The organism is Sphingobium baderi (genome assembly GCF_001456115.1).
Lineage (GTDB): Bacteria > Pseudomonadota > Alphaproteobacteria > Sphingomonadales > Sphingomonadaceae > Sphingobium > Sphingobium baderi_A.
In genome coordinates this window covers 661,672-686,289 of the sequence record NZ_CP013264.1, presented here as the reverse complement: position 1 = coordinate 686,289, position 24,618 = coordinate 661,672, and the positions used below count along the sequence as shown (strand labels likewise).

General features: G+C 63.8%; 26 protein-coding genes, 1 tRNA gene and 1 pseudogene. 11 read left to right on the top strand and 17 right to left on the bottom strand.

Going from position 1 to position 24,618, the window contains the following annotated elements; all coding sequences use genetic code 11:
• Nucleotides 1-3: 3 nt before the first annotated feature.
• Both ATN00_RS03535 and ATN00_RS03530 read right to left on the bottom strand, forming a co-directional pair.
• A complete protein-coding gene (locus tag ATN00_RS03535; protein WP_062062200.1) occupies nucleotides 4-1,170 on the bottom strand; it encodes an efflux RND transporter periplasmic adaptor subunit in 1,167 nt (388 codons plus the stop codon).
• Nucleotides 1,171-1,173: 3 nt separating this feature from the next.
• Nucleotides 1,174-2,439 carry a TolC family protein gene (locus tag ATN00_RS03530; RefSeq protein ID WP_062062197.1) on the bottom strand — a complete coding sequence of 422 codons (1,266 nt, stop codon included), beginning with the start codon at nucleotides 2,437-2,439 and terminating at the stop codon, nucleotides 1,174-1,176.
• Nucleotides 2,440-3,680: 1,241 nt separating this feature from the next.
• Between ATN00_RS03530 and ATN00_RS03515 the strand changes: the two genes are divergently transcribed.
• Both ATN00_RS03515 and ATN00_RS03510 read left to right on the top strand, forming a co-directional pair.
• The gene (locus ATN00_RS03515; RefSeq protein ID WP_231746378.1) at nucleotides 3,681-4,040 is read left to right on the top strand and encodes a helix-turn-helix domain-containing protein; all 360 of its coding nucleotides are present in this window, start codon (nucleotides 3,681-3,683) and stop codon (nucleotides 4,038-4,040) included.
• The gene (locus ATN00_RS03510; protein ID WP_231746377.1) at nucleotides 4,037-5,308 is read left to right on the top strand and encodes a type II toxin-antitoxin system HipA family toxin; all 1,272 of its coding nucleotides are present in this window, start codon (nucleotides 4,037-4,039) and stop codon (nucleotides 5,306-5,308) included. The genes ATN00_RS03515 and ATN00_RS03510 overlap by 4 nt, the downstream gene beginning before the upstream one ends.
• 181 nt (nucleotides 5,309-5,489) lie before the next feature.
• Here the strand turns inward: ATN00_RS03510 and ATN00_RS03505 are convergent, their stop codons facing one another.
• The 8 genes and pseudogenes from ATN00_RS03505 to ATN00_RS03470 form a co-directional block, all read right to left on the bottom strand.
• Nucleotides 5,490-5,726 carry a helix-turn-helix domain-containing protein gene (locus ATN00_RS03505; protein ID WP_082635288.1) on the bottom strand — a complete coding sequence of 79 codons (237 nt, stop codon included), beginning with the start codon at nucleotides 5,724-5,726 and terminating at the stop codon, nucleotides 5,490-5,492.
• A gap of 25 nt (nucleotides 5,727-5,751) precedes the next feature.
• Complete coding sequence (locus tag ATN00_RS03500; protein ID WP_062062185.1) at nucleotides 5,752-5,964, bottom strand: hypothetical protein; 213 nt, start codon at nucleotides 5,962-5,964, stop codon at nucleotides 5,752-5,754.
• Nucleotides 5,961-6,182, bottom strand: a complete 222-nt coding sequence (locus ATN00_RS03495; protein WP_062062182.1) for a DUF2274 domain-containing protein — start codon at nucleotides 6,180-6,182, stop codon at nucleotides 5,961-5,963. The genes ATN00_RS03500 and ATN00_RS03495 overlap by 4 nt, the downstream gene beginning before the upstream one ends.
• A 9-nt stretch (nucleotides 6,183-6,191) precedes the next feature.
• Nucleotides 6,192-7,388 carry a TraB/TrbI/VirB10 family type IV secretion system protein gene (locus tag ATN00_RS03490; protein WP_062062179.1) on the bottom strand — a complete coding sequence of 399 codons (1,197 nt, stop codon included), beginning with the start codon at nucleotides 7,386-7,388 and terminating at the stop codon, nucleotides 6,192-6,194.
• On the bottom strand, nucleotides 7,385-8,362 hold the full coding sequence (gene trbG, locus ATN00_RS03485; RefSeq protein WP_062062176.1) for a P-type conjugative transfer protein TrbG: 978 nt from the start codon (nucleotides 8,360-8,362) through the stop codon (nucleotides 7,385-7,387). The genes ATN00_RS03490 and trbG overlap by 4 nt, the downstream gene beginning before the upstream one ends.
• Nucleotides 8,359-9,183, bottom strand: coding sequence for a conjugal transfer protein TrbF (trbF, locus tag ATN00_RS03480; protein ID WP_062068360.1), 825 nt, complete (start codon nucleotides 9,181-9,183; stop codon nucleotides 8,359-8,361). The genes trbG and trbF overlap by 4 nt, the downstream gene beginning before the upstream one ends.
• A gap of 5 nt (nucleotides 9,184-9,188) precedes the next feature.
• Nucleotides 9,189-10,403: pseudogene (gene trbL, locus ATN00_RS03475) on the bottom strand (P-type conjugative transfer protein TrbL); the annotation flags it as partial.
• A 24-nt stretch (nucleotides 10,404-10,427) separates the two neighbouring features.
• Nucleotides 10,428-10,988, bottom strand: a complete 561-nt coding sequence (locus tag ATN00_RS03470) for a restriction endonuclease subunit S domain-containing protein (protein WP_197413661.1) — start codon at nucleotides 10,986-10,988, stop codon at nucleotides 10,428-10,430.
• Between the two features lie 11 nt (nucleotides 10,989-10,999).
• Between ATN00_RS03470 and ATN00_RS03465 the strand changes: the two genes are divergently transcribed.
• Both ATN00_RS03465 and ATN00_RS03460 read left to right on the top strand, forming a co-directional pair.
• Nucleotides 11,000-11,407: an asparagine synthase-related protein gene (locus ATN00_RS03465; RefSeq protein WP_062062172.1), complete on the top strand. Its 408-nt coding sequence runs from the start codon at nucleotides 11,000-11,002 to the stop codon at nucleotides 11,405-11,407.
• A 26-nt stretch (nucleotides 11,408-11,433) separates the two neighbouring features.
• Nucleotides 11,434-11,709 (top strand): hypothetical protein, encoded by a 276-nt coding sequence (locus ATN00_RS03460; RefSeq protein WP_231746376.1) that lies wholly within the window; start codon nucleotides 11,434-11,436, stop codon nucleotides 11,707-11,709.
• 10 nt (nucleotides 11,710-11,719) lie between these two features.
• Here ATN00_RS03460 and ATN00_RS03455 read toward each other — a convergent pair whose 3' ends face one another.
• Both ATN00_RS03455 and ATN00_RS03450 read right to left on the bottom strand, forming a co-directional pair.
• Nucleotides 11,720-12,943, bottom strand: coding sequence for a tyrosine-type recombinase/integrase (locus ATN00_RS03455; RefSeq protein ID WP_062068358.1), 1,224 nt, complete (start codon nucleotides 12,941-12,943; stop codon nucleotides 11,720-11,722).
• Nucleotides 12,944-13,105: 162 nt separating this feature from the next.
• Nucleotides 13,106-13,192, bottom strand: a tRNA-Leu gene (locus ATN00_RS03450).
• Between the two features lie 130 nt (nucleotides 13,193-13,322).
• On the opposite strand from ATN00_RS03450, the gene ATN00_RS03445 reads away from it, so the two are divergent.
• Together ATN00_RS03445 and ATN00_RS03440 are read left to right on the top strand one after the other, a co-directional pair.
• Nucleotides 13,323-14,081: an alpha/beta hydrolase gene (locus tag ATN00_RS03445; protein ID WP_062068357.1), complete on the top strand. Its 759-nt coding sequence runs from the start codon at nucleotides 13,323-13,325 to the stop codon at nucleotides 14,079-14,081.
• Complete coding sequence (locus ATN00_RS03440) at nucleotides 14,081-14,950, top strand: tetratricopeptide repeat protein (RefSeq protein WP_062062168.1); 870 nt, start codon at nucleotides 14,081-14,083, stop codon at nucleotides 14,948-14,950. The genes ATN00_RS03445 and ATN00_RS03440 overlap by 1 nt, the downstream gene beginning before the upstream one ends.
• A 4-nt stretch (nucleotides 14,951-14,954) precedes the next feature.
• Here ATN00_RS03440 and ATN00_RS03435 read toward each other — a convergent pair whose 3' ends face one another.
• Nucleotides 14,955-15,659, bottom strand: coding sequence for an SIMPL domain-containing protein (locus tag ATN00_RS03435; RefSeq protein ID WP_062062165.1), 705 nt, complete (start codon nucleotides 15,657-15,659; stop codon nucleotides 14,955-14,957).
• Between the two features lie 103 nt (nucleotides 15,660-15,762).
• Between ATN00_RS03435 and ATN00_RS03430 the strand changes: the two genes are divergently transcribed.
• Genes ATN00_RS03430 through ATN00_RS03420 form a run of 3 tightly spaced genes read left to right on the top strand, consistent with a single transcriptional unit; the run spans nucleotide 15,763 to nucleotide 17,388 of the window.
• Entirely contained in the window at nucleotides 15,763-16,197 is a 435-nt protein-coding gene (locus tag ATN00_RS03430) for a VOC family protein (RefSeq protein ID WP_062068355.1), read from the top strand.
• 3 nt (nucleotides 16,198-16,200) lie between these two features.
• Complete coding sequence (gloB, locus tag ATN00_RS03425) at nucleotides 16,201-16,935, top strand: hydroxyacylglutathione hydrolase (protein WP_062062162.1); 735 nt, start codon at nucleotides 16,201-16,203, stop codon at nucleotides 16,933-16,935.
• A 51-nt stretch (nucleotides 16,936-16,986) separates the two neighbouring features.
• Nucleotides 16,987-17,388: a hypothetical protein gene (locus tag ATN00_RS03420; RefSeq protein WP_062062159.1), complete on the top strand. Its 402-nt coding sequence runs from the start codon at nucleotides 16,987-16,989 to the stop codon at nucleotides 17,386-17,388.
• A gap of 259 nt (nucleotides 17,389-17,647) precedes the next feature.
• Here the strand turns inward: ATN00_RS03420 and ATN00_RS03415 are convergent, their stop codons facing one another.
• The 3 genes from ATN00_RS03415 to ruvA all read right to left on the bottom strand — a co-directional run bounded on the left by ATN00_RS03415 (nucleotide 17,648) and on the right by ruvA (nucleotide 21,149).
• Complete coding sequence (locus tag ATN00_RS03415) at nucleotides 17,648-19,426, bottom strand: AMP-dependent synthetase/ligase (RefSeq protein ID WP_231746374.1); 1,779 nt, start codon at nucleotides 19,424-19,426, stop codon at nucleotides 17,648-17,650.
• Between the two features lie 95 nt (nucleotides 19,427-19,521).
• A complete protein-coding gene (ruvB, locus tag ATN00_RS03410; protein WP_062062156.1) occupies nucleotides 19,522-20,544 on the bottom strand; it encodes a Holliday junction branch migration DNA helicase RuvB in 1,023 nt (340 codons plus the stop codon).
• The gene (ruvA, locus tag ATN00_RS03405; protein WP_062062153.1) at nucleotides 20,541-21,149 is read right to left on the bottom strand and encodes a Holliday junction branch migration protein RuvA; all 609 of its coding nucleotides are present in this window, start codon (nucleotides 21,147-21,149) and stop codon (nucleotides 20,541-20,543) included. Before ruvA ends, ruvB begins: the two co-directional genes overlap by 4 nt.
• 113 nt (nucleotides 21,150-21,262) lie before the next feature.
• On the opposite strand from ruvA, the gene ATN00_RS03400 reads away from it, so the two are divergent.
• Both ATN00_RS03400 and ATN00_RS03395 read left to right on the top strand, forming a co-directional pair.
• Entirely contained in the window at nucleotides 21,263-21,886 is a 624-nt protein-coding gene (locus ATN00_RS03400) for a DUF1345 domain-containing protein (RefSeq protein WP_062068351.1), read from the top strand.
• Between the two features lie 49 nt (nucleotides 21,887-21,935).
• Nucleotides 21,936-23,237, top strand: a complete 1,302-nt coding sequence (locus ATN00_RS03395; protein ID WP_062062150.1) for a methyltransferase family protein — start codon at nucleotides 21,936-21,938, stop codon at nucleotides 23,235-23,237.
• 3 nt (nucleotides 23,238-23,240) lie between these two features.
• Here ATN00_RS03395 and ATN00_RS03390 read toward each other — a convergent pair whose 3' ends face one another.
• The gene (locus tag ATN00_RS03390) at nucleotides 23,241-24,614 is read right to left on the bottom strand and encodes a glutamate--cysteine ligase (RefSeq protein ID WP_062062148.1); all 1,374 of its coding nucleotides are present in this window, start codon (nucleotides 24,612-24,614) and stop codon (nucleotides 23,241-23,243) included.
• Nucleotides 24,615-24,618: the final 4 nt, after the last annotated feature.

The following is a 24,618-nucleotide window of genomic DNA, read 5'->3' as shown; positions in this document are numbered from 1 at the left end:
GGCTCAATCCTCGTGCGTTGCTTCGCTCTTGCCGAGTTCGGCTTTGAGCGTGAAGCTGTTGGTCGTGGCGATCTGTTCGGTGCCTTTGAGGCCGGAGCGGACAATCACGCTGCTGCCGCTATTGTCGCCAAGGGTGACGGGGACTATCTGAAAGCCAGTCTTGGTGCGGACGAACACCACCGGCTTGTTTTCGACGGTCTGGACTGCGGTGGTCGGCACACGGATCGCGCCGTCCCCGCCGCTGTCGGTAAGTTCGACCGATGCCGTCACCGGTTCACCCACACGCCACTGGCCCGTGCCATTTTTCAGCATCGCGATGACCGGCACTAATCGGGTTTGTGCATCCAGGGCGGGGGAAACGAAGCTTACCCGCGCGGTGGCCTGGCGGCCTGCAGCCTTTACGAGCACCATATTGCCGGGCTTCACCCGACCCGCGTCGGCAGGCTGAAGATTGAGTGAGATTGAGACGTTGGACAGATTGGCGATACGATAGAGTTCCGCGTCGGCCGCCACGGTCTGCCCGAGAGTGACGCTGCGCGAGATCACTTGCCCTGAAAGGGGGGCTGCAATCCCGAGCCGGTTGAGATCGCCGCCACCGCCGCCTGCGGCAGACACCTGACTCTGGGCTTGTTGATGGGCAATGCGCGCCTCGATCGCGGCAGTTCGGGCAGCTATAAGATCCTGTTCGGGCGATACGCGCTGAGCGAACAGGCGCTGCTCCCGGGCGAGATTGGAGTTGGCCAGCGCCAGGCGCGCGCGCGCGGCCTCGACTTCGCCTTTAAGTTGTGCCGCTTCGCGGCTTTCGATGATGGCAAGGATCTGGCCGCGCTGGACAGATTGCCCCAGGTTTCGGGTCAGTGAAACGACGCGTCCCCCGATCGCTGCGGAGACGACCTGTGTTCCCTGCGGATCGCCTTCAATGATTGCGGGTAGCTCCAGCGTACCCGAGCCGCCTGTCATCGGCCGGCCCAGTTGGATGCTGGCAGAAGTGATCTGATCTTCCGACAAAGTGATCTTGCCTTCATCGGCATGAGCGGCGGCGCCACCGGCGTTTTCCGAAGCGGGCATAGCCTCATTGCTTGCCTCGCCTCCGGTGCCGCCGCCGCATCCTGCGAGCAGGAATGCAAGCGCGACTGGAAGCAGAAGCGCGATTTTATTCGTGATTTTCATGGATTAATTCCCTTGTACGGGCGCGGGAGCGATCAGGCGCTCCAACCGTGCCCTGGCGTTCTGATAGGATGCGAGCGCGTCGATCGCGGCGAGACGGGTTTGGGAAAGGGTTCGCTCGGCATCGAGAAGGTCAAGCTGGCCGAACTTCCCCTCACGATAGCCTATGCGTGCGATGCGCGCGGCTTCTTGCGCCGCGGCGAGCGCTGGGCCACTTGCATTGCGTGCGGCGGTTGCCGCATTATCGGCTTCCGCCTGTGCGTCCGTAATCGCCTGGTCGATATCGAGCACCGTCATGCGGCGTTGCGCCTCCGCCTGACTGCGCTGCGCGCTCGCCTGGGCAACCGCAGCCCGTCCCGAGTTGAATAGCGGTATTGGTATGGAGACAGACAGGATGGCGGCCGTATCGTTGGTGGCGGAAAGCCGCCGAACCGCGGGGCCGACCGTCACGTCCGGTATGCGTTGCGACCGGGCGAGCCGCACGCCAGCATCCGCGATGGCCAGATCGGCGTCAGCGGCCGCCAACGCCAGGGTTCCGGTGCTGGCCACCATGGTTGGCCCGTAGGCTGCAGGTGGAAGATGATCGAGAGCCGACACATCCAGCGCGCCCGCAATCGGCTGTCCGATCCGGCGCTCCAGATTGGCGCGCACGGCTTCGGCGAGGCGTTGCGTCCTCTGCACTTCAGCTTCGGCGTTCAGCTTGGTGACATCCGCCCTCTGTTCTTCAAGCGGAGAGGCGCGGCCCGCCTGAACGCGTATCTTGGCGGCGTCGAGTGCATCTTTTGCGATCCGGAACTGATCGCGCGCCGTCATCACCCGCCGTTCGGCAGCAACAGCATCAATATACAGCGCCGTGACCTGCAGGCGGATGTCCGCTTGTGTGATGGCCGCTACAATTGCCGCTCGATTGGACTGGGCGTCCGCGATGGCGATCCGGGCGGATCGTTTGCCGCCAAGTTCGATCGGAATATTGAGGCCGACGGTCGTCTCGGCCTGACGAACGCCGCTATAAGGGCCCGTTCCGATGACATTCTCGACCTGCGACTGAAGCTGCGGGTTCGGACGAAGGCCGGCTACCGTGCGTGCGGCTTGCGCGGCTTCTATGCCGGCCTGAGCGGCATCGGCAGCCGGGGCGCTGCCGCCAGCGATGGCGACAGCTTGGTCGAGCGTAAAGGCTGCGTGTGCAGGCTGCCCTGCCGCAATATTGTCCTGCGCTTGCGAGATGGCGACGCAAGACGCGGCGGCCAGAAAGGCCGCAATGATCCTGTGCATGTATGAAATCCTGACTGATAAGCGTCCAGCTGCCCGCCCGCCTAAAGCAGGGGAACAGTCGTTTGAGCGTCAATCAGGCTATGGGAGGCCTTAGGTCAGGCCCGGGTGTCCACCGGCCAAGCGCCTTGGACATGGCAGCAGATTTTGGAGCAGCCTTGATGTCGAAGAGAATTGGCACGATCGCCCTGGGCAACAGTGACGCTGCGCCATGACAGCTGCCATGATGGTGCGGGATGGCCTTGTCGGCGTCACCTTGCGATTGATCGGCGTCGCCATCGCTATGGACATAGCCAGAACATTCAATGATGGACGAAGGGGCCGTTTCGTTGGCATGCACCACCGACGCCGCAGTAAGCGACGCGACGATCATCCACAAAAGAATGAAACCCCGACGGACCATGATGCTCCGATAACCGATTTTCGACGACCTGTCATCGCAAAGTCTCCGCAGGCGCGCGACGGGCATCGGGCCGGGCGGAAACCCTCTCGATGAGAAACATGCCAGGATGACCGCTGGAAAATAAGTGTGATCACAATGCCGTTAAACTTGACGACAAACATCACCGGATTGATGAGCGGGGCCACTATAAGGCCGCGCTCTTGTTCCCCTTCCCAGCGAGTACCGCCAGCGCATTGCCTTCTTCTTCGCAAGCGCGTCGAGGCAGCATTCTGCCTCAACGGGTCCTATCCCATTCGGCGCCGGTTACGTTGAAGAAGGCACAAATTTTGGCAATGTTCCAAGGAAATCAATCGCTTGGAGAACAAATGGTGCCAGAAGAGGACTCGAAAACGGCAAATTTGTTATTAAAGTTCAATATCATACTGCGCCTTCCGCCGGCAGATACCATAATCGATACCCTGGGACTTTTTGCTTCGGAGGTTCGAGTCCTTGGACGGAAAATTCCGACCTGAAAGCAGGTCAATCAGGCGGGTGATTCGGATGGCATGATTCCGATCGTTCCAAACAGGAAAACCCAATTTTTGCGCAGAACGATAACCTGAAATCTGCACATCCCGAAGCGCTCGACCCGGCGTGAGGAGCCGCCGCTGTCCGAAATACAGCTGCAAATTTCGGACAGATCATAGGCCGCCAGACCCTGAAGATGCGATTTCCCAGCGCCTCGCCGCTACCAGTCGCTTGTTCTCTTCGCTCCTGAACGGGCAGACGTTATCCAAATCATGATACGTTTACATATCTTACTCTGTCTATATGATATGAAAAGGGATCATTCAAATTTGACGTGCTGGCCGAAGCAAAATATGCAAACGCTTCATGTGATTTCATTTTGAATCGTATAAGGATCACCGTGAACGCTATATCCGAAACCCTGCGCGAACTCGGCGACCTCCTGCGGCAGGCGAGGCTGGCGGCCGGGTTGACGCAAGAACAGGTGGCCGATCTGGCTGGCATATCCCGTCCACGTTATCGCGATATCGAAACGGGCATTGCTGCAGCGCGCGCAACGACGCTCATGAATGTCTCCCGTGCGCTCGGGCTGGAGATGATGCTGGTGCCGCAAGCGATGGTCCCGGCCGTCCGGGCATTGATGCGTCCGCGTGACGACGACGACTTGCCCGCCTTTGTTTCACAGCCCGATTGAAGGCGGACCTCATGACTCAGACTTCTCACGCACCTCAGGCGATCCAGTCCCTGGACGTGTTCCTGAATGCTCTGAAGGTCGGTGTGATCGTCAGGACGCCCGGTGACTTCAACGCGTTCAGCTTTGACGAGGCGTATCGGACGACTGGCGGTGTGCCGATCCTCAGCCTGTCCTTTCGCGCGGCCACCGGGGGCTTGCGCAAGGATCCCAAGCCGGTGAGCGGGGCATTGCCGGCCTTCTTCGCCAACCTGCTACCAGAGGACAAGCTGCGCGAGGCGATGGAAAAGCATCATGCAGGCGCCGTCCGTCCGGGCAATGATTTCGACCTGTTGGCGGCGCTCGGCGCGGATCTGCCGGGAGCCGTCCGGGTCCTGCCGAGTGACGGCACGAAAGTAACGTCGCAGGACAGTGCAAAGGGAAAGCCGAAGGCGCGTTTCTCACTCGCGGGCGTGCAGATGAAGCTGTCGGTGATGAAGAACACTGGCAAGGGGGGCGGCCTGACGCTTCCGCTCGATGACGACCAGGGGCAATACATCGCGAAGTTCCCCTCCACGGCATTTCCTGGCGTGTCCGAGAACGAGTTTGCCAATCTCGCCCTGGCGGCCGCGATCGGCATGGACGTGCCCGAGCGCGAACTGGTCGAGAAATCCGATTTTGAGGGAATACCGGAGGATTTCGACACGCTGTCGGAAGGCAAGGTTCTTCTCATCAGGCGTTTTGACCGTGGCCCACAGGGTGAGAGGATCCACATCGAGGACTTCGCCCAGGTGTTTGGCGTCTATCCCTCCCGCAAATATGAGGGGGCGGCCTATCACGATGTGGCCGCCGCCGTGAACGCGGCCGTATCCCCTGCCGCCGCGCTCGAATTTGTGCGCCGGCTCGCGCTGGCGGTGGTGACCGGCAATGGTGACATGCACCTGAAGAACTGGTCGCTGATCTATCGTGATGACGGCGGCACGCCCGCGCTCGCGCCGATCTACGACATGCTGTCGACCATCCCTTACATTCCCACAGACAGCATGGCGCTGTCGCTTGGCGGCGAACGGTCGTTCAAGGCGCTATCGGCGCCGCGCTGGAAATACTTCGCGAACCGCGCCAGGCTGCCCGAGCCAGCGGTTCTCCAAGCCGTCGTGGAGACGGTGGCTCGCGTCAATGAGCATTGGTGGCATCTGCCGGAGCGCGCCGTCGTCCCTGCGAAGGTGCTCGAGCGTATCGACGCGCATGTGAAAGTGATAACGCCGATTCTGAACTCCTGCGCGGAAAAGTGAGCACGGAAGAAGTCGGACGATACTGTTGTCATCGCAAACGAAACAATCTTGTCGAGACGATGACTATCCATGTTCCCGATCGGGAATATGACGCTCCTATCGATCTTCGGCCGCCGCATTCATTCCCGATCAGGAACATTTTTCTGCGTCGCCGCGCGTACGCCTTCGACAATTTGCTGCTTCAACCTTCAACTAGCCGCCTCAGGCAGCGATAGGGGATGAATGTCGATCTGCCGATCTTGACGGTCTCGATCTCGCCGGAATTGATTAACTCGTAAAGCGTCGATCGGGGGATGCCTGTGAGCTTCACCGCAGTGGATACCCGCACGCTGATCGGCTCGGTCGGCAATGTCTCCAGAACGGCAAGGGCTTCCTGCCTCGCCTGTCTGCGCTCTTCGATGGTTGGCGATCTCGTCATGACCGCGATCGCAGGCAATTGAGCGTCATAGTGTGATCCTTCCGGCCAGCCTCTCGAACGCGGCTACATGCGAGGGTTCGCCACGCCGGAACGAGGTCCACGCGCCATTGTCGAGCGCATAGCGGAATCCTTCAGCGCGAAGGACACCGCGTGCCGAAACCACCAGCCGCCATCCGGCAGCACGCAGGGCGTCCAGATCGCGACCTGTGCCAATGCGGGAAGCGTAGGCGATCATCATCGCACCGGGACACGTCGCGAGCGCAAGAAGGCCCGGTCGCTTTCGAGGAATGCGGCCAGCATTGCTGGAATGAGTTCTGCAATCGGCTCTTCGCGCCCATAGGACTCTGCATAGAGCGCGGCATAGTCCTGGAGCATTTGATGCAGGTCTGGCGTGACGGTGATGGACAGCTTGATCGCCGTTCTGTCCGGCAGCTTGGGGAGCTTGAGTTCCGGCATATGTTCCTCCTAATTGCGCCACGGCGCGAGAATGAGATCGCGATGGGCGATCAGCCGTACCGGGGCACCGGGCCGGATCGTGATCGTCGGCTGGACCTGGAGATTGCGGGATGTGATCTGGTCGCCGGCGCGGGACACGTTCTGCTGCGTCGACTCCCGGATCGCCTGGACGAGGTCGCTTTCGCCGGTGAACGTCAGGTTCGCACCCACGCCGAGCAGGGTCGATATCGCCACGCCCTTGAGCAGAGCCCAGGTGTGAAAATCCACCTTGTCCGACAGGCCCGCATAGCCCGAGGGATCGGTGGCGGGGACGTTGTCTATGCGCAGCGATGAGCCATCGGGCATGACGATCCGCTGCCAGACGATCAGCGCGCGGCTCTGGCCGAATGCCACGACCGAATCGTAACTGCCGATTAGCCGCGCGCCTTGCGGGACGAGCAGGATCCGCCCCGTGGCGCTGTCATAGGTGTTCTCGGTGACCTGCGCGGTAACCAGCCCCGGCAGGTCGGAACGCAGGCCGGTGATCAGGCTCGCGGAAATCACGCTGCCCGCCGACAGGGTGTAGGGCGATGGCGCCGGCGTCAGGACATGGGGATTGACGTCGCCGCGCGGATCGAGGTTCCCGACGAAGGCCTCCTTGCGCCCCTGCGCGTTGGGATCGGTCGCCGGATCGAGCGCCAGTTTCGGCGGACTGGGCTGGGCGCCATCACCGGCGGATATGCTGGCCGTCGGTGTTGCGGGGGCAGTCGCCGCCTGCCGGCTCTGTACCAGCAAACCGGATTCGCGCGCGGCCTTCAATTCGGCGAGCTGGCGCTCATGCTCGGCCGCCTCGGCCTGCTGGCGTTGCTGGTCACTCGGGTTGATTCCGGTCGCAAGTTGCTGCTGGTGATCGAGGATCGGTTTGCCGAGGTCACCGGGCAGCGGCGGCCCGAGCCGGGGCACATCGCCATAGCTTGCCGGCAGGCCGCTGAGCGTGTCGCTGGTGGGACGCGGATCGGGTGAGGAGAGTTCCTCCTGACCCGTGACGTGGTGGAACAGGCGCGGCTTCAGCGCCAGCCATGTCACCGTCATGAGGCTGACCGATCCCAGCGCCGCGATGGCGATGATGACGCCGCGCTTGAACCGGATCGCGCGCGGCGGGCGCGAACGGAGCGCCAGGCTCTCGGGATCGAGCTTGGCAGGCTGTGTCGTCACCGCCTCGGTCACGACGGCCTCCGCCGGCTGGCCGTTTGACCGGTCCGGTTGATCCGTACCACATCCTGATGCTTGAGTCCGAGGCGCAGCTCCGCCGCATCGAAGATCCTGTCGACGACATAGTAGCGGCCCTGCACGCGGTAGTTGACCAGCTCGGCATTGCCCTTGGCATCGACCAGGAACAGCGGCGGCGCCTCGCTTTCGCCGAGACTGGCTGGGAACTCGATGAACGTCTGGCGCCCGTCATCGAACGCGCGCAGCGGCCGCCAGGCAGGCTTGTCGCCCGTGATAGCATAGCCGAAGTGCAGCTGGTCGACGGCAAGCCCCGAAGCCACCGGCTGCGCTGCTCTCGCCGCTTCGGCGGCGGCCTTGAGCGCGATCAGCGCGTCCTGCGGATAGGTCCAGGAAAGCGCCGGCATGGCCGTGCGCGCGGTGCTGGTCAGTGCCAGATGATAGGTCCGCCGATCGGTGGTGATGATGATGTTGGTGGTGAGCCCGGCCGTGAATGGCTTCACCAGCACATGCGTGCGCCTGGTTTCATCGGAACCGCTGCCAGCTCCACCGCTCGTTGTATCGCCGATCACCCAGCGCACGGTATCGCCCGCCGCCACCGCCACCAGCGTCTCGCCGGGCTGGAGCGCGATGTCGGTGACTTGGCCTGGCGCGGTCAGCACGTGGTAGATGGCGCCGTCGCTGTACGGAAAGACCTGCACTGCATTGAGATAGCCGCCGGTTGCCGGTTCGAGCGTCGCGGCGCGATTGGCGGCCCGGACGCGCAGTTCAGCGGGCGATGGTGGGATATGTCGGCGGCGCGGAACCGGCGTGGCAGCCTTTGGTGGCGAAACGACTGGTCCGTTCGGCGGCGTCGCGACCGCAACCGATGGCACCGCTGCGCGCGCGGGCAATGCCGGAGCCGTCGATGTGGTCTGGGCGGCAGCGGGAGCAGCGAGGGCAAGTGCCGTCGCCGCGCGAAAAGCGGCTTTCATGGCTGGGTCTCCTGATTTGTTGCGGCGCCGAGGTTGGGGTCGAGCGGCGATCCAGCGGGGATGCTGGCCGGTGACGGCAGCGCAGCGCGCGCCGGCGCGACGGCCGTTGGCGAGGAACCGGCTGGCTCGAGTTCACGGCTCCAGTCGATCGCATCGACATAGATGCCGAGTGGGTTCTTCCTCAGCGTATCGGCGCTGGTCGGTGCCACCATCTGGGTGGTCAGGATCGCGGTCCAATGCGAGGTGCCTGCCTGGGCGCCGCGCTCGTAGGCGGTCTCGACCCATTTGAGCTGGAACGACTTGTCCGAGGCGCGCACCACGCTGGTCACCTGCACCGAGACGGTGCGCTCGCCGATATGACCGAACGGATCGGCGGCGCGGGCGTAATCGCCAAGGAATATGCTCCCGCGCTTGGTCGTGAAATCGTAGGCTGAAAGCCAGTCCTGGCGCATCAGCACCGGATCGAGCGAGACCGAGCGCACATGTTCGATGAACCGGGAGAGGAACCATGCGACTTGGCTGTCGGTCGGCTGATAATCCTTGTCAGCGGGCTGGACGGCGCGCGTCTCGCCGAGCTTGTCGACCTCGACCACATAGGGAACGACGCGGCTTTGCAGCGACTGCCACAGCAGGCCGCCCGACAGCACGGTGGCGAGGCCCAGGCAGCCGAAGGCCATCAACCTCCAGTTCCGTGCCTGGACGCGGGCCGAGCCGATGCGTTCGTCCCAGAGTTGGCCGGCACGTTGATAGGGTGTCTCGGGCTCAGGTGTATGTCCGTATCGCTGGACGGCGCGCCTGAAAAATGTCGAATGCGAGATCATGAGGATCAATCCTCCCTTTCCTTGATGTCGGGGGTTGCGCCATGACCGCCACGATCGCCGGATTGGACGGCGTGCATGGCGGTCTGGCGGTGATGGCGGGCGCTCTGCTGCGCCTTCATCGCCTTTGCCCATCCGGGCATCGACGACGCGCCATCCGCAGCTTCCGAGGCCGCGGATGCCGTGCGGCCAGTCATGGCGCTGAACGCGGCTTGGCGGCCGGATTCGGCGGCCTCGCCAAGACCTAGCGCGGCCGACATCCGCGACCGCGCGGCACCGGCTGCGGCGCTCGCCATGCCGCCGATCCCGGCGCCGACGCTGGAGGAGCCGGCGCCCTCCTGGCCGAGGGTGTAGGCTGTCGACGCCGCCGAACCCATTGCGGTACCTGCACGCACCGCGCCAAGGCCGGCGGCGGCAAGGCCGCGAGCTGCACCGACCGCGCCTGCGCCGCCGAGGTACATGATGCCGCCCGCGCCAAGCACGGTGCCGAGTGCAGCGCCTGCTCCCAGCTGCGGCGCGCCTGCGACGAGACCCGAAGCGATGCCGGGGCCGAAAATACCGAGCCCGAAAAGAGCAAGGCTTGCCAGCACAAGGCTCATGGCCTGCCCGATGTCGGGTTCCTGGCCCTGGAGCGCGGTGGTGAACTGGGTGAAGTAGTTCGAGCCGATGCCGACGATGACCGCGAGCACCATGACCTTGATGCCCGACGACACGACATTGCCCAGCACCCGCTCGGCGAGGAAGCTGGTGCGGTTCCACAGCGCGAAAGGCACGAGGATGAAGCCGGCTAGGCTCGTCAGCTTGAACTCGAGAATGGTGACGAACATCTGCACGGCGAGGATGAAGAAGGCGAGGATCACGATCACCCACGCGACCAGCAGCACCACGATCGTCAGGAAGTTGTCGAAGAAGGTCGTGAAGCCGAGATACTGGTGGACCTGTTGCAGTAGCGGCCAGGCGGCGGAGAAGCCGGTCCCGGCAAGGCGGCCGGGCTTCAAAAGATCGGCAGCGGTGATCGTCCCACCGCCTGCGGTCAGTCCGGCCTGCGCGAACGAGCGGAAGATGATGTCGCTTAGCGTTGAGAAGCTGTTGATGATGAACGCGAAGGCGCCGATGTAGAGGATCTTGCGGATCAGGCGGCCGAGCACATTGTCCTCGCCGCCCAGCGCCCAGAACAGCCCGGCTAGGGTGATGTCGAGCGCGATCAGCGTGCGCGTCAAAAAGCTCGGGCAGCGGCGCCGTCACCATCAACTGGTAGCGGACAAACAGCGACAGGCTTTGCTGAACAACGGAAAGACACCCCAATGCGCCGGGATTTCGCCAATCCAATCGACGCAGCTGTCCTTCATGGGGGCGTTGGGGTTCAGGCCCTTGGTGACAGCGTTCTGGATAACGATCTGCTTGCGCTCTTTCAGCAAGGCAATCTGCCGCTCCTCCAGCGCAATCGCAGCGTCGATCTTCCCTGTTTTCTCATCGAGGAAACCGACAATCGCGTTTTGTGTGTCCAAAGATGGCAAGGCCAAGACCAATTCTGCGAAGTCGGCAAACCGGAAATCGGTGGACCGTTCACGGATTCCTTTGGCTAGCGAAACCAAATAGCCCGATCCTGCCAAGCTGCGCATATAGTAGGCGTAGAAATAGGGGTTTACGGTATCGGGCTTGCGCGGAATGCAAGCCGAATAAACGGGGGTGGATTTCCCGGTTGAGTCTGAAACGCCAATCGCTCCGGCAAATGCATCCATAGCATGGATGACAAGATCGCCCTTGTGTACGTGCGCCGATGGGCGACCTGGGATGTTATCATGCAAGGGACGGAGGCGTGCTCTTGGTCGCGTCCGATCTGGCACTGCTGTCGGACCTCGGATGCCGCTTCACCGTCGATCCCGGCGCTCTTGCGCGCCACATCGCCTATCCTGAATGGCGGCGCAGCGAGACCTGCCTCGGCGGCGTCGAGGAACTGCGCGGCGGCGATCGCCTGCTTGTCTCGGCGGACGGGGCGGACCGCGAAACTTTGTGGTCGCCCTGGGCCTTCGTCGGTCGAGACCGGATGATCGACGATCCCGGGGAAGCGGCTCGCGCCGTGCGCAATGCGGTGCATCTTGCCGTGCGCGCCCGCGTCACCGGCCATGATCGAGCCGTCCTGCTGCTCTCCGGTGGGCTCGATTCGGCGATAGTGGCCGCCAGTCTCAAAGCGACCGGGACCGAGGTGAGGAGCGCCAGCGGCTGAGAGAGACCGACGAACGGTGTCGCCAGATGCTGGCGCGGGAACTCAAGCTCGACCGCGACCGCTTTCGATGCTTTCTCGAACAGGCTGGCAGATGGCGCGAAGCGGGACTCGCGCGGGATTTCCTCATGGCACTGCGTGCCGCGATGCCGGACTCTTCATTGGAAGTTGGTGATAGGACGGCCGCCGAGTGGCTGGAATGGGCGCAAGGGCATGTGCAGGCCCATGATCCGCTCACCCAGGATTCGTCCGCTGTATTCCGATCGATCTCCGACGTGACCGAGCGGACTTACCGTGATCGCTAGGTTGGGAGCCTCAGGCGCGTCGGAAGTTGGGCTTCAGAACCCTTGCGCCGTCGCGCATCTCGTCGAGCTGATCCGACCAGTACTGCATCATCCGCACGCGCTCGTCCCAATATTCGCCGCGCGTGTAGGCACGCCGGATGGCGTTGGTCTCCATATGGGCGAGTTGGCGCTCGATGGCGTCGGGATTGAACTTGCCCGTTTCGTTGAGCAGCGTCGCTGCCATCGCCCGGAAGCCGTGCGCCGTCATCTCCTCCTGGCCGAACCCGAGCGCTCGAAGGGCCGCGTTGACCGTGTTCTCCGACATCGGGCGACGCGGCGAGCGGAAGGAGGGGAAGCAGTATCGTCCTGTGCCCGTCAGATCCCAGAGCTGCTCGAAAAGCCCGGTCACCTGCGTGGACAGCGGCACGCGGTGCGGCCGTCGCATCTTCATCTTCTGCTCGGGGATGTTCCAGACCGAGCGGTCGAAGTCGAATTCGCTCCACTCGGCCTGGCGCAGTTCGCCCGGGCGTACGAACAGATGGGCCGACAGCCTGAGCCCGAACAGGGTGATGGCGTGGCCGGTGTAACCCTCGATCGCGCGCATGAGTTCTCCGGCGCCCTTGGGCGTGGTGATGGCTGCGAGATGCTTTGCCTTGGGTACGGTCAGCGCGCCGCGCAGGTCACGGGCCGGATCGATTTCGGCCCGCGTGGTCGCGATGGCGTAGCGGAACACGCGGCTCAGCACGCTGCGCATCCGCCGCGCGCTTTCATATCGGCCGGTTGCCTCGATCGAACGGAGCACGGCAAGCACTTCCTGGGCGGTGATCTTGGCGACGGCGCGGTTGCCGATCCTGGGATAGGCCTTGGCGAGCAGCCAGCGGATTTTGCTCAGGGTGATCTCCGCCATCCCTTCGCGCTCCTGCTTGGCAACCCATTCCTCGGCGACCAGCTTGAAGCTGTTTTCCTCGGACAGCATCGCTCGCGCCTCGGCAAGCTTCGCTTCGTGCGAGGGATCGAGGCCGGCGGCGATCAGCTTGCGGGCTTCGTCGCGCCGCTCGCGCGCATCGGCGAGGCCAACGTCGGGCCACGCGCCGAAGGAGAGCGTGCGCTGCTTGCCGAGATAGGCGTAGTTGAGACGCCAGAGCTTCGTGCCGTTCGGCTTGACGAGGAGATAGAGGCCGGCGCCGTCGGTGAGCTTGTATTCGCGCTCTCTCGGCTTGGCGCTCGTGACGGTCGTCGCGAAGAGTTTTCCCATGGTATCGGCCCGTCCATAAGGGGCCTTCGATACCATGCAGGATACCATATTTGTTCCCGATTGGTGCCGGATCAGCCCGGATTTGACTGGACGGATATAACACAAAAAGCGGCTGAAATCAGCCGCTTTTCGGATGTTCCCGGACGTCGCCGGAAGAACAAATGGTGCCCAGAAGAGGACTCGAACCTCCACGACCTTGCGATCGCCAGCACCTGAAGCTGGTGCGTCTACCAATTCCGCCATCTGGGCACGGGGTAGGTGGGCGCGATTAGCCGTTGGCCGGGGGGCTGTCAATCATATCCGCCGCATAATTTTTCTGACTCCGCGCATCGGACCTTCTAAAGGGTCGGGAAAGACTTTCATCCCGCAGGAGGATCAGATTCCGGATATCCCGCCATCGTCGCCCCCTTCCTTCTTTCCGCGCCCCGATGGGCTGAAGCTGGCCTATCGCCATCGCGCCGGGAAGGGCACCACCATCGTTTTTCTGCCCGGCTATATGTCGGACATGGAAGGCGGGAAGGCTGTTGCGCTGGATCGATGGGCGGCGGAAACGGGGCGGGCCATGCTGCGGCTTGACTATGCCGGCAACGGCGCGAGCGAGGGCGCGTTCGAGGACGGCACGCTGGTCAGCTGGCGTGACGATGCCCTGTTGCTGATCGATGCGCTGACGCAGGGGCCTCTGCTGCTCGTCGGATCGTCCATGGGCGGATGGCTGGCCCTGCTGATCGCGCTCGCCCGGCCGGATCGCGTGGCGGGGATCGTGGGCATAGCGGCGGCGCCCGATTTCACGGAGTGGGGATTTCCGCAAGCCGACCGGGCGACGCTGGCCGCGCAAGGTCGCCTCGTCGAGCCGACGCCTTATGGCGATCAGCCCTATGTGACGACGCTCGGCTTCTGGAAATCGGGACAGGCGCTCAGGGTGCTGGAGGGCGAAATCGCGCTTGATTGCCCCATCCGCCTGCTCCAGGGTCAGGCCGATCCCGACGTGCCGTGGGAAATCGCGCTGCGGATCGCGCGGCAGGTGCGTTCATCCGATGTGCAGACGCTGCTGATTAAGGACGGCGATCACCGCCTTTCGCGCGACAGCGACATCGCCTTGTTGATCCGCGCCGTCGCCAGCCTGCTGGACAATCTCTGATGCCCTTCCTTCTTCCCCTCCTGCTGCTCATGCCCCAGGCCTATGATCCGGAGATCGAGGCGGTGATGAACCGCAAGCGCAAGGAGGCCGTCGAAGCGCGCGCCGCCGCTGCGGAAAGCGCGCCCGCGCCCCGGACGTCCGAAGAGGCGAAGGACGGCATGATCCCCGTCCCGCCCAAATATGCCGCGCCTTTTCAGGCCTGCATCGACGCCGCGCTCCAGTCGCCCGAGCAGGGAGTGGCCTTTGCCGAGAAATGGCGGATCGAAGGCGGCAACTTCTACGCCCGGCATTGCATGGGCTTTGCCTATGCGCGCGCGGAACGCTGGGCGCCCGCCATCGTCGCGCTGGAACAGGCGGCGGACGAGGCCGAACGCACCGGCGAAATGGCGCAAAGCGCGCGGCTCTGGGCGCAGGCGGGCAATGCTGCGCTGGCGGGGGGAGACGCGGCCAAGGCAAAGGCGGATTTCGACGCGGCGCTGGCGCGCGGATTGCCCGACGGGATCGAAAAGGGCGAGGCGCATCTGGACCGCGCCCGCGCCCTTGTCGCGCTGAACGATCATCAGGGGGCGCGGGATTCGCTCGACATTGCGCTGGAACAAGCGCCCAAGGACCCGCTCGGCTGGCTGTTGTCCGCCACCCTGGCGCGTCGCATGGGGGAAATGCCTTTGGCGCAGGCGCATATCGCCCGGGCCGTTCAACTGTCGCCCGATGACGCCTCTGTGGCGCTGGAGGAAGGCAATATCGCGATCCTCACCGACCATGCGGATGTCGCGCGCTCGGCCTGGCAGCGGGCCGTCAAGCTGGCTCCTGAAGCGCCCGCTGGCAAGGCGGCGGCGGATAATCTCACCCGCCTCCCGCCCGCGCCCTGACCGCTCAGTTCAGGTAGAAATCGACGGTCGTGACGACGCGTACCTTCTTGTAGGGCGTATCGCTCGACCCCTCCGCTTCGCCGTCGCGCGGCTCGATGGAGAAATAGCCCTGCGTGGCGCCCTTGATGCCGCCAACGCTGGCGCCGCTGTCGCGCGCGAACTGTTCGGCGGCGGCGCGCGCATCCTTGGTCGCGGCGGCGACCATCTGCGGCTTGACGTCGTTGAGCTTGGTGAAACTGTAGCGCATCCCCGATCCCTCCTGCACCGTCACGCCGCGCCGGACGAGGTCGAATTGCTGCGCCACGGCCCGCTGCGCGCGGGCAATATCGGTCGTGCGGAGCAGCATCCGCTGCGTGATGGTGATGTTGTTGACGCCATTGTTCATATATTGGTTCACGCCCGCGCCGATCGGCGTCAGCGCATCGGCCTTGAAGCCGAGGCTCGCGAAATAGGCTTTCAGTTCCTTCGTATTATTGTCGATCTCGGTCCGCACCGTGGGCAGGTCGAAGCCATTGGCGGAATAGCTGATCGACCATGTGGCAAGGTCGGCGGTCACATCCTTTTCCGCAAGGCCGCGCACGGTGACGGAGCGATCCGCCGCCTTCGCGCGCTTGAGCCCATCGCCCAGCAGATAGCCGCCGCTCACCACGCCCAGCGCCAGCAATCCCGCGCAGCCCAGCAAAACCTTGTCCCGCATTTCCAGCGCCATGCCGATCCTCCCTCTTCCTTCACGGACCAACCCGTCCTATCTTGGAAAGGTTCCTGCCGCGCCTGAGATGAACCGTTGCTTATCGTGACGAATGGAGTTTCGCTTGCCCAAATATCTGCACACGATGATCCGCGTTGCCGACATCGACAAGACGATCGCTTTCTTCAACCTCCTCGGTCTTGAGGAGCAGAAGAGGGTCGATAGTGAGCAGGGGCGCTTCACGCTGGTTTTCCTGGCCGCGCCGGGTGACGAGTCCGCGCAGGTCGAACTAACCTGGAACTGGCCCGCGCAGGACGGCAGCGCGCCGGAAGATTATACCGGCGGGCGCAATTTCGGCCATCTCGCCTACCGGGTCGAAAATATCTACGAGACGTGTCAGCGCCTGATGGATGCCGGCGTGACGATCAACCGGCCGCCGCGCGACGGGCACATGGCGTTCATCCGCACGCCCGACAATATCTCCATCGAACTGTTGCAGGATGGCCATCTGGAACCGGCCGAGCCGTGGGCGTCGATGCCCAATACGGGAGTCTGGTAAACCATGCTGGAAGTCGTCCGCGTTCCCGTCCTCTCCGATAATTATGTCTGGCTGATCCACGATCCGGCCAGCGGGGATACGGTCGCGGTCGACCCGGCGGTGGCGGAGCCGGTGCTGGATGCCGCCGCGCAGCGGGGCTGGACCATCGGCCAGATCTGGAACACGCACTGGCATGGCGATCATGTCGGTGGCAATGCGGCAATCAAGGCGGCGGCGAAGGATTGGGGTGGCTGCACGATCACCGGCCCGGCGGCGGAGGCCGCGAAGATCGGCACGCTCGACCGGACGGTCGGGGAAGGGGACAGCGTCCGCATCGGCGATCATGTCGCGCAGGTGATGGCGGTTCCTGCTCATACGGCGGGCCATATCGCCTATCATCTGGCCGATGACGGGATCATCTTCGTGGGCGATACGCTGTTCGCCATGGGCTGCGGCCGCCTTTTCGAAGGCACAGCGGCGCAGATGTTCGCCAATATGCAGCGCTTTGCGGCCCTGCCGGGCGACACCACCGTCTATTGCGCGCATGAATATACGGAGTCCAATGGTCGTTTCGCCCTGACCGTCGAGCCGGACAATGCCGCCCTGCGCGCAAGGATGGAGAGCGTCGAGGCCGCGCGGGCGCAGGGGGAGGCGACCGTGCCGACCACCATCGCCCTGGAACGGGACACCAATATCTTCATGCGCGCGCGCGATGTAGCGGAATTGGCGCAAAGGCGCGCGGCAAAGGATGCCGCCTGACGGTTTTTGCTCTATCCTGGCGTCTTGAGAACAGGAAACAGGAGAGTCGTCATGCGTCTCGGGATCATGCTTGCACCGCTGGTGCTGGGGGCTTGCGCGGGGAGCTATGAAGCGCCCCGGCTGACGGAAAAGCAGACGGCGGAACTGGAAAAAGCGCTCGCTGGAAAAGTGCCCGGCGAAAAGGTGAGCTGCGTCACCATGCGGCCGCAAGGCAGTTTCCGCGTCATCAGCGGCAATATCGTCCTCTATAGGATGAGCAGCAAGCTCATCTACAAGAATGAGTTGATCGGCAGTTGTCCCGGTCTGACGCGCGGCGACACGATGATCATCCGGCCGTTCGGATCGCAATATTGCCGGGGCGACATCGCGAGAAGCGCGGACCTCACGATCGGCATGACCACGGGAACTTGCGCGCTGGGCGACTTCACCCCTTATCGCACGCCGGGCAAATAGCGTTCGCTTGGCGGTTATGGGTGGCGAGCGGATGGCCCGCTTCCCCATCCCCGTTCTTCCTGAGTAGCGCCTGAGCCTGTCGAAGGGGCGTATCGAAGGACAGATGTCGCGCTAGCTTCGACTTGGCGCGGGGCCAAGTTTATCCTGAGCGACTGCTGTCAGCAGTCAGTCGAAGGGCTGAACCCCTACTCAGGGTGAACGAAGTGAGGCGGGGAATTTCCCTCATTGGCCCAAAACAGTCCCCAGCGCCTATAAATCTCTACGCCTTATAAAGCGCGTCCAGCCGCTCCTGATAGCGTTTGCGGATGACGTGGCGGCGGATTTTCATCGACGGGGTCATTTCTTCATTCTCGATGGAGAAGGGCTCGTCCGCCAGGATGAAGCGCCGCACCCGCTCGATCACGGACAGGTCCTGGTTCACCCGGTCCACCGCCGCCCGCAGCGCTGTCAGATAGGCCGGATCGCTCTCGACCCCTTCAACGCCCTTGCCCTGCGCCGCTGCCCATTCGCGGGTCCATTCGGCGTCCGGCACGATCAGGCCGACCAGATGCGGCCGCCGGTCGCCCGACACCATCGCCTGCCCGATTTCGGGTTGCAGGGTCAGCATCCCCTCGACCTTCTGGGGCGCGACATTGTCGCCCTTGTCATTGACGATCAGGTCCTTCTTGCGGTCGGTGATGCGGATGCGCCCGCGCGCATCGATCTCGCCAATGTCGCCGGTGTGCAGCCAGCCGTCCTTCAGCACCTTTTCCGTTTCCGCCGGATTGCGCCAGTAACCGTGCATCACCAGTTCGCCGCGCGCCAATATCTCGCCATCCTCGGCGATTCTGACTTCCACGCCATCCAGCGGCGGGCCGACCGTGTCCATGGCGATGCCGGCGGCGGGCCGGTTGCAACTGATGACCGGTCCCGCCTCCGTCTGGCCATAGCCTTGCAGCAGCGTCAGCCCCATCGCCTCGAAGAACAGCCCGACATCGGGATTGAGCGGCGCGCCGCCCGACACCAGCGCCTTCATCCGCCCGCCGAAGCGCTTCGCCACCTTGGGCCTCAAAGTCCGCGACAGCAGCGCCTTCATCGGCAGGTCCAACACCGACTTTGCGCCGCGCTGCTCCTTCGCGGCGATCCGCAGCGCCTGTTGCAGCAGGAAATGGGGGAGCTTCCCCTGTTTCTCGATCGACTTGATGATCCGCGCGCGCAGCACTTCGAACAGGCGGGGGACAACCACCATGATGGTGGGCCGCGTCTCCTCGATATTGGAGGCGAGTTTTTCCAGCCCTTCGGAATAATAGATTTGCGCCGCCAGCATGATCGGCAGGAACTGCCCGCCGCTATGCTCATAGGCGTGGGAGAGGGGGAGGAAGGACAGGAAAACCTCGTCATCCCATCCGAAATCCTCCGCGACCAGCTTTGCGGCGCCCTCGATATTGCAGAGGATCGAGCCGTGATGCTGCATCACCCCGCGCGGCGCGCCGCCCGTGCCGCTGGTGTAGATGATGCAGGCCAGATCTTCGCGTCCCGCCGTCTGTTCCAGCGCGCAGGCCTCGATATCGGTGGGATGCGCGGCGATCAGGTCGCTCCACAAATGGCATGCGATCTGGCCCTGCGCCCCGCGCACCGGTTCCATGCCGATCACGAAGCGCGCCTGCGACCGCAGCACGGCGGGCATCAGCGTGGCGGCGAGTTTCGCGGTGGACACGATCACCGCCTGCGCCCCGCTGTCCGTCAGGATATGCTGATGATCGCGCGTGGTGTTGGTGGTGTAGGTCGGCACGGTGACGCCGCCCGCCGCCATGATGGCCAGATCGGCGATGCAGAATTCCGGCCGGTTCTCGCTCACCAGCATCACCGGGTCTCCGGGTTTCAGCCCCTGCGCCCGGAGCGCGCTCGCCAGCGCCGCCACGTCATAGGCGACGTCCGTCCAACTCATCGAACGCCATGCGCCGTCCTTCTTGCGCCACAGGAAGGGGGCGTCGCCCATCTCCTTCGCGCGCGCAAAGAACATCGTCACCAGATTGGGAAAGCGTTCAATTGCCCTCAAAGGCCCACTCCTGTTATCGGCCCGTTCCGCCGCGCGCCTGTCGCCCGTGCAGCTATAACGGCGCTCTGCCGTAACGGCCATGCTGTTTTGGGGTTTCAGTCGAACAGGCCGTCCTGTGATCCGGCGGGCGGATTGAGGCCCAGATGCTTCCATCCCGGCCCGTTCAGGCAGCGCCCCCGCGCCGTCCGGGCGATGAGGCCAAGCTGGATCAGATAAGGCTCGATCACTTCCTCGATCGTGTCGCGCGGCTCCGAAAGCCCCGCCGCCAGCGTTTCCACGCCGACCGGCCCGCCGCGATAGATGTCCGCGATCATCGTCAGGTAACGCCGGTCCATCAGGTCCAGCCCCAGATGATCGACCTCCAGACGGCTGAGCGACGCGTCCGCTACCTTCGCGTCGACGGCCGCCGCGCCCGCGACATTGGCGAAGTCGCGCACCCGGCGCAGCAGCCTGCCTGCGATGCGCGGCGTGCCCCGCGACCGGCGCGCGATCTCCACCGCGCCGTCGGGGGTGATGCCAAGGTCCAGCAATCGCGCGGCCCGCCGCACCACCAGTTCCAGTTCCTCCACCGTATAGAATTGCAGCCGCACCGGAATGCCGAAGCGGTCGCGCAGCGGCGTCGTCAGCAATCCCTGCCGCGTCGTCGCGCCGACCAGCGTGAAGCGGGGCAGGTCGATCCGCACCGACCGCGCCGACGGCCCCTCGCCGATCATCAGGTCCAGCGCGCGGTCCTCCATCGCGGGATAGAGCACTTCCTCGACCGCGGGATTGAGCCGGTGGATCTCATCCACGAACAGCACGTCGCCTTCATCCAGATTGGTGAGCAGCGCGGCAAGATCGCCCGACTTGGCGATCACCGGGCCGGACGTGGCGCGGAAGCCCACGCCCATTTCCTTCGCGACGATCTGCGCCAGCGTCGTCTTGCCAAGGCCGGGCGGGCCGAAGAACAGCACATGGTCCAGCGCCTCGCCGCGCCCCTTCGCCGCCTCGATGAAGATACGCAGATTCTCCCGCGCCGCCTTCTGCCCGATAAATTCGTCGAGCGTCCTGGGACGTAGCGCCGCGTCCACATCCTCAGCGCGGCGGGTGGAGGCGATCAGGCGGTCCTCGTCGCTCATTTCGCCGCCTTCCGCAGGGCGAGGCGGACGAGGGCGTCAAGGGTTGCCTCCTCGCCTAGCTCCTCTTCCGCCGCAGCCACTGCCGCGCTGGCTTCGGCGGGGCGGAAGCCCAGATTCTGGAGCGCGGACAAGGCATCGGCACCATATCCGCCTGCCGAAATCGGAATGCCGCCCGACCCCAGAGGCCCGGCGGCCGTGGGCGCCACGCCGATCTTGTCTTTCAGTTCATTGACGATCCGCAGCGCCAGCTTGGGGCCGACGCCATTGGCCCGCGCGACCATCGCCTTGTCCCCCGCCGCGACCGCGCGGTGCAGTTCCAGCGGTTCCAGCGCCGACAGGATGGCCAGCGCCACCCGCGAGCCCACGCCCTGCACGCCGATCAGCAGGCGGAACCAGTCGCGCTCCTCCCCCCGCGCAAAGCCGACGAGGCGGATCGAATCCTCCGACACCAGCATTTCGGTGTGCACGGTCACGGCTTCGCCCACCGGCCCCAGCGCGGCCAATGTGCGCGACGATGCACCGACCAGATAGCCCACGCCGCCCACGTCGATGATGGCGTGGTCGATGCCGGTGCTGTCCAGCCGCCCTTTCAGTTTCGCGATCATGCCCCGCGCCTTTTGGTCATGATCTGTTCCTTACAGCCAAATGCGCGCCGCGCCACCCCTCATTATCCTTCCCCCTCTTGCATCGCGCGCGCTTTGCGCCTTCCATGCGTGGCATGAAAACATCCCCTGTCTTTCCGTGGCGCTATGTCATGTTCCTGGCCTTGCTGGTCAGTATTGCACCGTTTGCGCTGGTGCTGCCCTGGCATGAAGCGGCGATGGCGGGGTTCGATGTGGCGGCGCTGGCCTTCCTGCTCTCCACCATAGCGCTGCTGAAGGCCGACCCGCAGACGATGCGCCGCAACGCGGCGGCCAATGACGCCAATCGCGAACTGATGCTGATCCTGACCGGCATCGTTTCGCTGGTCATACTGGTCGCAGTCGGCGTGGCGGTCATGCAGCATGGCGGGCCGGATCGGGCCGTCATCGCGCTGGTGCTGGCGACGCTGGCGCTGGCGTGGCTCTTTTCCAACCATATCTATGCCTTGCATTATGCCCATATCTTCTATGTCGCCGATGAAAAGGGGAAGGACAAAGGCGGCATGGATTTCCCTGCCACCCAAGAGCCGCGCTATTGGGATTTCATCTATTTTTCATACACGCTGGGCATGACCTTCCAGACGTCGGACGTGTCGATCAACGTCATGGAGGTCCGCCGCGTGGTCATCTTCCACTGCATTGCCGCCTTTGTCTTCAACCTGGGCATATTGGCCTTCACGATCAACGTGCTGGGCGGATAGGGGCAGCGCCTTCACGGCTTGCTTACCATTTCGCCCTAAAGTCGGGACCATGACGAATCCCGCTGCAGTCCGCCCCAAATCCGCCGTCAGCCATGGAGTCGGCCTTGCTGGCCTCGCCGGGCTTGGCCTGTGGACGCTGATTGCGCGGCATTATGGCATGGATGGTCCCAGTGCGGGTCTTGTCGCCGTGGCCGCCTGCGGGGTGCCGATGGTGCTGTGGTCGCTGATCGTGGACAAGGTGCACCGCAATGCCTCCACCGGCATCGACTGGAAGGGCGCGGCGCGGCCATGGAGCGAAGCGCGCGACATCAGCCTCGTCAAGATCGCCGGCCTGTGGGCGACATGGCTCGCCCTCGCCATCTTCTACTGCGTCGCGCGCTGGTATTGGGACGGCAATTACCGTTTTTCGATGGATCTGTTCATGGTCGCCGCGCCATGGCTGTTGGTGCTGTCCGTTCCCTATGTCATCTGGCTCGACCGGCGTTTGATCGATCCGCGCGACGCCAGCTACGCCTTTGGCCAATGGGTGATCGGCGGATCTGCGGGCGCGCCCGACATGCGCGAAGTGGCCAATCATGCGCGGGCATGGGCCGTGAAGGGCTTCTTCCTCGCCTTCATGGTCTCCATCGTGCCGGGCAATTTCGCCAGCGTCGTCCAGTGGCGGATCGACGAAGCCTTTTCCCATCCCGTAGCCTTGGCGGCGTTCCTGATCGCGGTCATGTTCATGATCGACGTGTGCATGGCGACGGTCGGCTACATGCTGACGATGAAGCCGCTGGATTCCCACATCCGCACGGCCAATCCCTATCTGGCCGGATGGGTCGCGGCGCTGATCTGCTATCCGCCCTTCGTCCTGATGGGGAATGGCGGCCCGCTCGATTATCATGCGGGCGGCGCGGAATGGGATATGTGGACGGAAGGACACACGGCGCTGCAATGGTTGCTGGGCGGCTGGCTGGTGCTGCTGACCGGCATCTATGCCTGGGCGACAGTCGTGTTCGGCATCCGCTTTTCCAACCTCACCCATCGCGGCATCTTGACGCATGGCCCCTATCGCTGGACGCGCCATCCGGCTTACCTCTCGAAGAATCTGTTCTGGTGGTTCTCCTCGCTGCCCTTCCTCACGGTTTCAGGCAGCCTGACCGAGCTGGTCCGCAACTGCGCGCTGCTGGCGGCCACCAATGCCGTCTATTTCTGGCGCGCCAGGACGGAGGAAAAGCATTTGTCCGTCGATCCCGATTATCGCGCCTATAGCGAATGGATGGAACGCAACGCGCCCATCCCCCGCTTCTTTGCATGGATCGCGGGACGGAAAAGGCCGGTCGAAGGCGATCTTCAACCGGCGGAATGAAGGTCAGAAGCTCTCTTCGGCATAGATGCGGCTGATGTCGCCGCCCCACTCGCCATGATAGCGTTCCAGCAGCCGTTCGGCATGGGTGCGGCCTGAAGCCACGATCTCGTCCAGCGCGGAGAGATAGCCTGTTTCATTGTCGCCCGCCGCGTTGAGCCGCCCGCGCGCCGCCAGCCCGCTCCGCGCAATGTCCAGCACCTGCCCCGCAATGTCGCGCAGCTTGCGCCCGCCCGCGATCGGCGCGTCGAGGCCCAGCTTCGGCACGGAATCGCGCAGCACCTGCCGCTCCTCCATGGTCCAGTCCTTGACCAGATCCCATGCCGCATCGAGCGCCCCTTGATCGTAGAGCAGCCCGACCCACAGAGCAGGCAGCGCGCAAATACGATTCCACGGCCCGCCATCCGCGCCGCGCATCTCCAGAAAGCTTTTCATCCGCACTTCGGGGAAGGCGGTGGATAGGTGATCCTCCCAATCCTTCTCGGTCGGCTTTTCGCCGGGCAGGGCAGGGAGCTTGCCCGCAAGGAAATCGCGGAAACTTTGCCCCGCCGCGTCGATATACCGGCCGTCGCGGTAAACGAAATACATCGGCACATCGAGCGCATAGTCCGCATAACGCTCATAACCGAAGCCATCCTCGAACACGAAGGGCAACATGCCCGTGCGGCCGGGGTCGGTGTCCGACCAGATATGGCTGCGATAGGAAAGATATCCGTTGGGTTTCCCTTCGGTGAAGGGCGAATTGGCGAACAGCGCCGTCGCCAGCGGTTGCAGCGCCAGCGACACGCGGAATTTCTGCGCCATGTCCGCTTCGCTGCCATAGTCGAGGTTGGTCTGGATCGTGCAGGTCCGCAGCATCATGTCGAGGCCCATCGACCCCACGCGCGGCATGTGGCGCAGCATGATGCCATAGCGCCCCTTGGGCATGATCGGCAGCGCGTCGCGCGTCTTGTCCGGCCACATGCCAAGGCCCAGGAAGCCCAGGCCCAGCATATCGCCCACATATTTGACCTGTTCCAGATGGCGGCCCGTTTCGGCGCAGGTCTGGTGCAGATTTTCGAGCGGCGCGCCGGAAAGCTCCAACTGTCCCGCCGGTTCCAGGCTGATCGTGCCGTCGGGGCCGGACAGGGCGATGATATTCTCACCCTCGAACACCGGCTGCCAGTCATAGCGGGTAAGGCCGATCAGCAGCGTGTGGATGCCGCCTTTTTCTTCGTAGGATGGGGCATGATGATCCTTCGCCGAATAGACGAATTTCTCATGTTCGGTGCCGATCCGCCAGCGATCCTTGGGCTTTTCGCCCTTGGCAAAGGCCGCGATCAGCTGATCGCGGCTTTCGATGACGGGATCATTTCCCCCTGAGTCGGTTCTGGTGCTCATCCCC

Coding starts and splice junctions, on each gene's coding strand:
- ATN00_RS03500 (WP_062062185.1), bottom strand. CDS start 5,964: ATGATGATCGCCTACGCTTCCCGCATTGGCACAGGTCGCGATCTGGAC.
- ATN00_RS03505 (WP_082635288.1), bottom strand. CDS start 5,726: ATGACGAGATCGCCAACCATCGAAGAGCGCAGACAGGCGAGGCAGGAA.
- ATN00_RS03530 (WP_062062197.1), bottom strand. CDS start 2,439: ATGCACAGGATCATTGCGGCCTTTCTGGCCGCCGCGTCTTGCGTCGCC.
- ATN00_RS03495 (WP_062062182.1), bottom strand. CDS start 6,182: ATGCCGGAACTCAAGCTCCCCAAGCTGCCGGACAGAACGGCGATCAAG.
- ATN00_RS03390 (WP_062062148.1), bottom strand. CDS start 24,614: ATGAGCACCAGAACCGACTCAGGGGGAAATGATCCCGTCATCGAAAGC.
- ATN00_RS03420 (WP_062062159.1), top strand. CDS start 16,987: ATGCGTCTCGGGATCATGCTTGCACCGCTGGTGCTGGGGGCTTGCGCG.
- ATN00_RS03440 (WP_062062168.1), top strand. CDS start 14,081: ATGCCCTTCCTTCTTCCCCTCCTGCTGCTCATGCCCCAGGCCTATGAT.
- ATN00_RS03395 (WP_062062150.1), top strand. CDS start 21,936: ATGACGAATCCCGCTGCAGTCCGCCCCAAATCCGCCGTCAGCCATGGA.
- trbF (WP_062068360.1), bottom strand. CDS start 9,183: ATGATCTCGCATTCGACATTTTTCAGGCGCGCCGTCCAGCGATACGGA.
- ATN00_RS03435 (WP_062062165.1), bottom strand. CDS start 15,659: ATGGCGCTGGAAATGCGGGACAAGGTTTTGCTGGGCTGCGCGGGATTG.
- ATN00_RS03460 (WP_231746376.1), top strand. CDS start 11,434: ATGCTGGCGCGGGAACTCAAGCTCGACCGCGACCGCTTTCGATGCTTT.
- ATN00_RS03535 (WP_062062200.1), bottom strand. CDS start 1,170: ATGAAAATCACGAATAAAATCGCGCTTCTGCTTCCAGTCGCGCTTGCA.
- ATN00_RS03400 (WP_062068351.1), top strand. CDS start 21,263: ATGAAAACATCCCCTGTCTTTCCGTGGCGCTATGTCATGTTCCTGGCC.
- trbG (WP_062062176.1), bottom strand. CDS start 8,362: ATGAAAGCCGCTTTTCGCGCGGCGACGGCACTTGCCCTCGCTGCTCCC.
- ruvA (WP_062062153.1), bottom strand. CDS start 21,149: ATGATCGCGAAACTGAAAGGGCGGCTGGACAGCACCGGCATCGACCAC.
- gloB (WP_062062162.1), top strand. CDS start 16,201: ATGCTGGAAGTCGTCCGCGTTCCCGTCCTCTCCGATAATTATGTCTGG.
- ATN00_RS03455 (WP_062068358.1), bottom strand. CDS start 12,943: ATGGGAAAACTCTTCGCGACGACCGTCACGAGCGCCAAGCCGAGAGAG.
- ruvB (WP_062062156.1), bottom strand. CDS start 20,544: ATGAGCGACGAGGACCGCCTGATCGCCTCCACCCGCCGCGCTGAGGAT.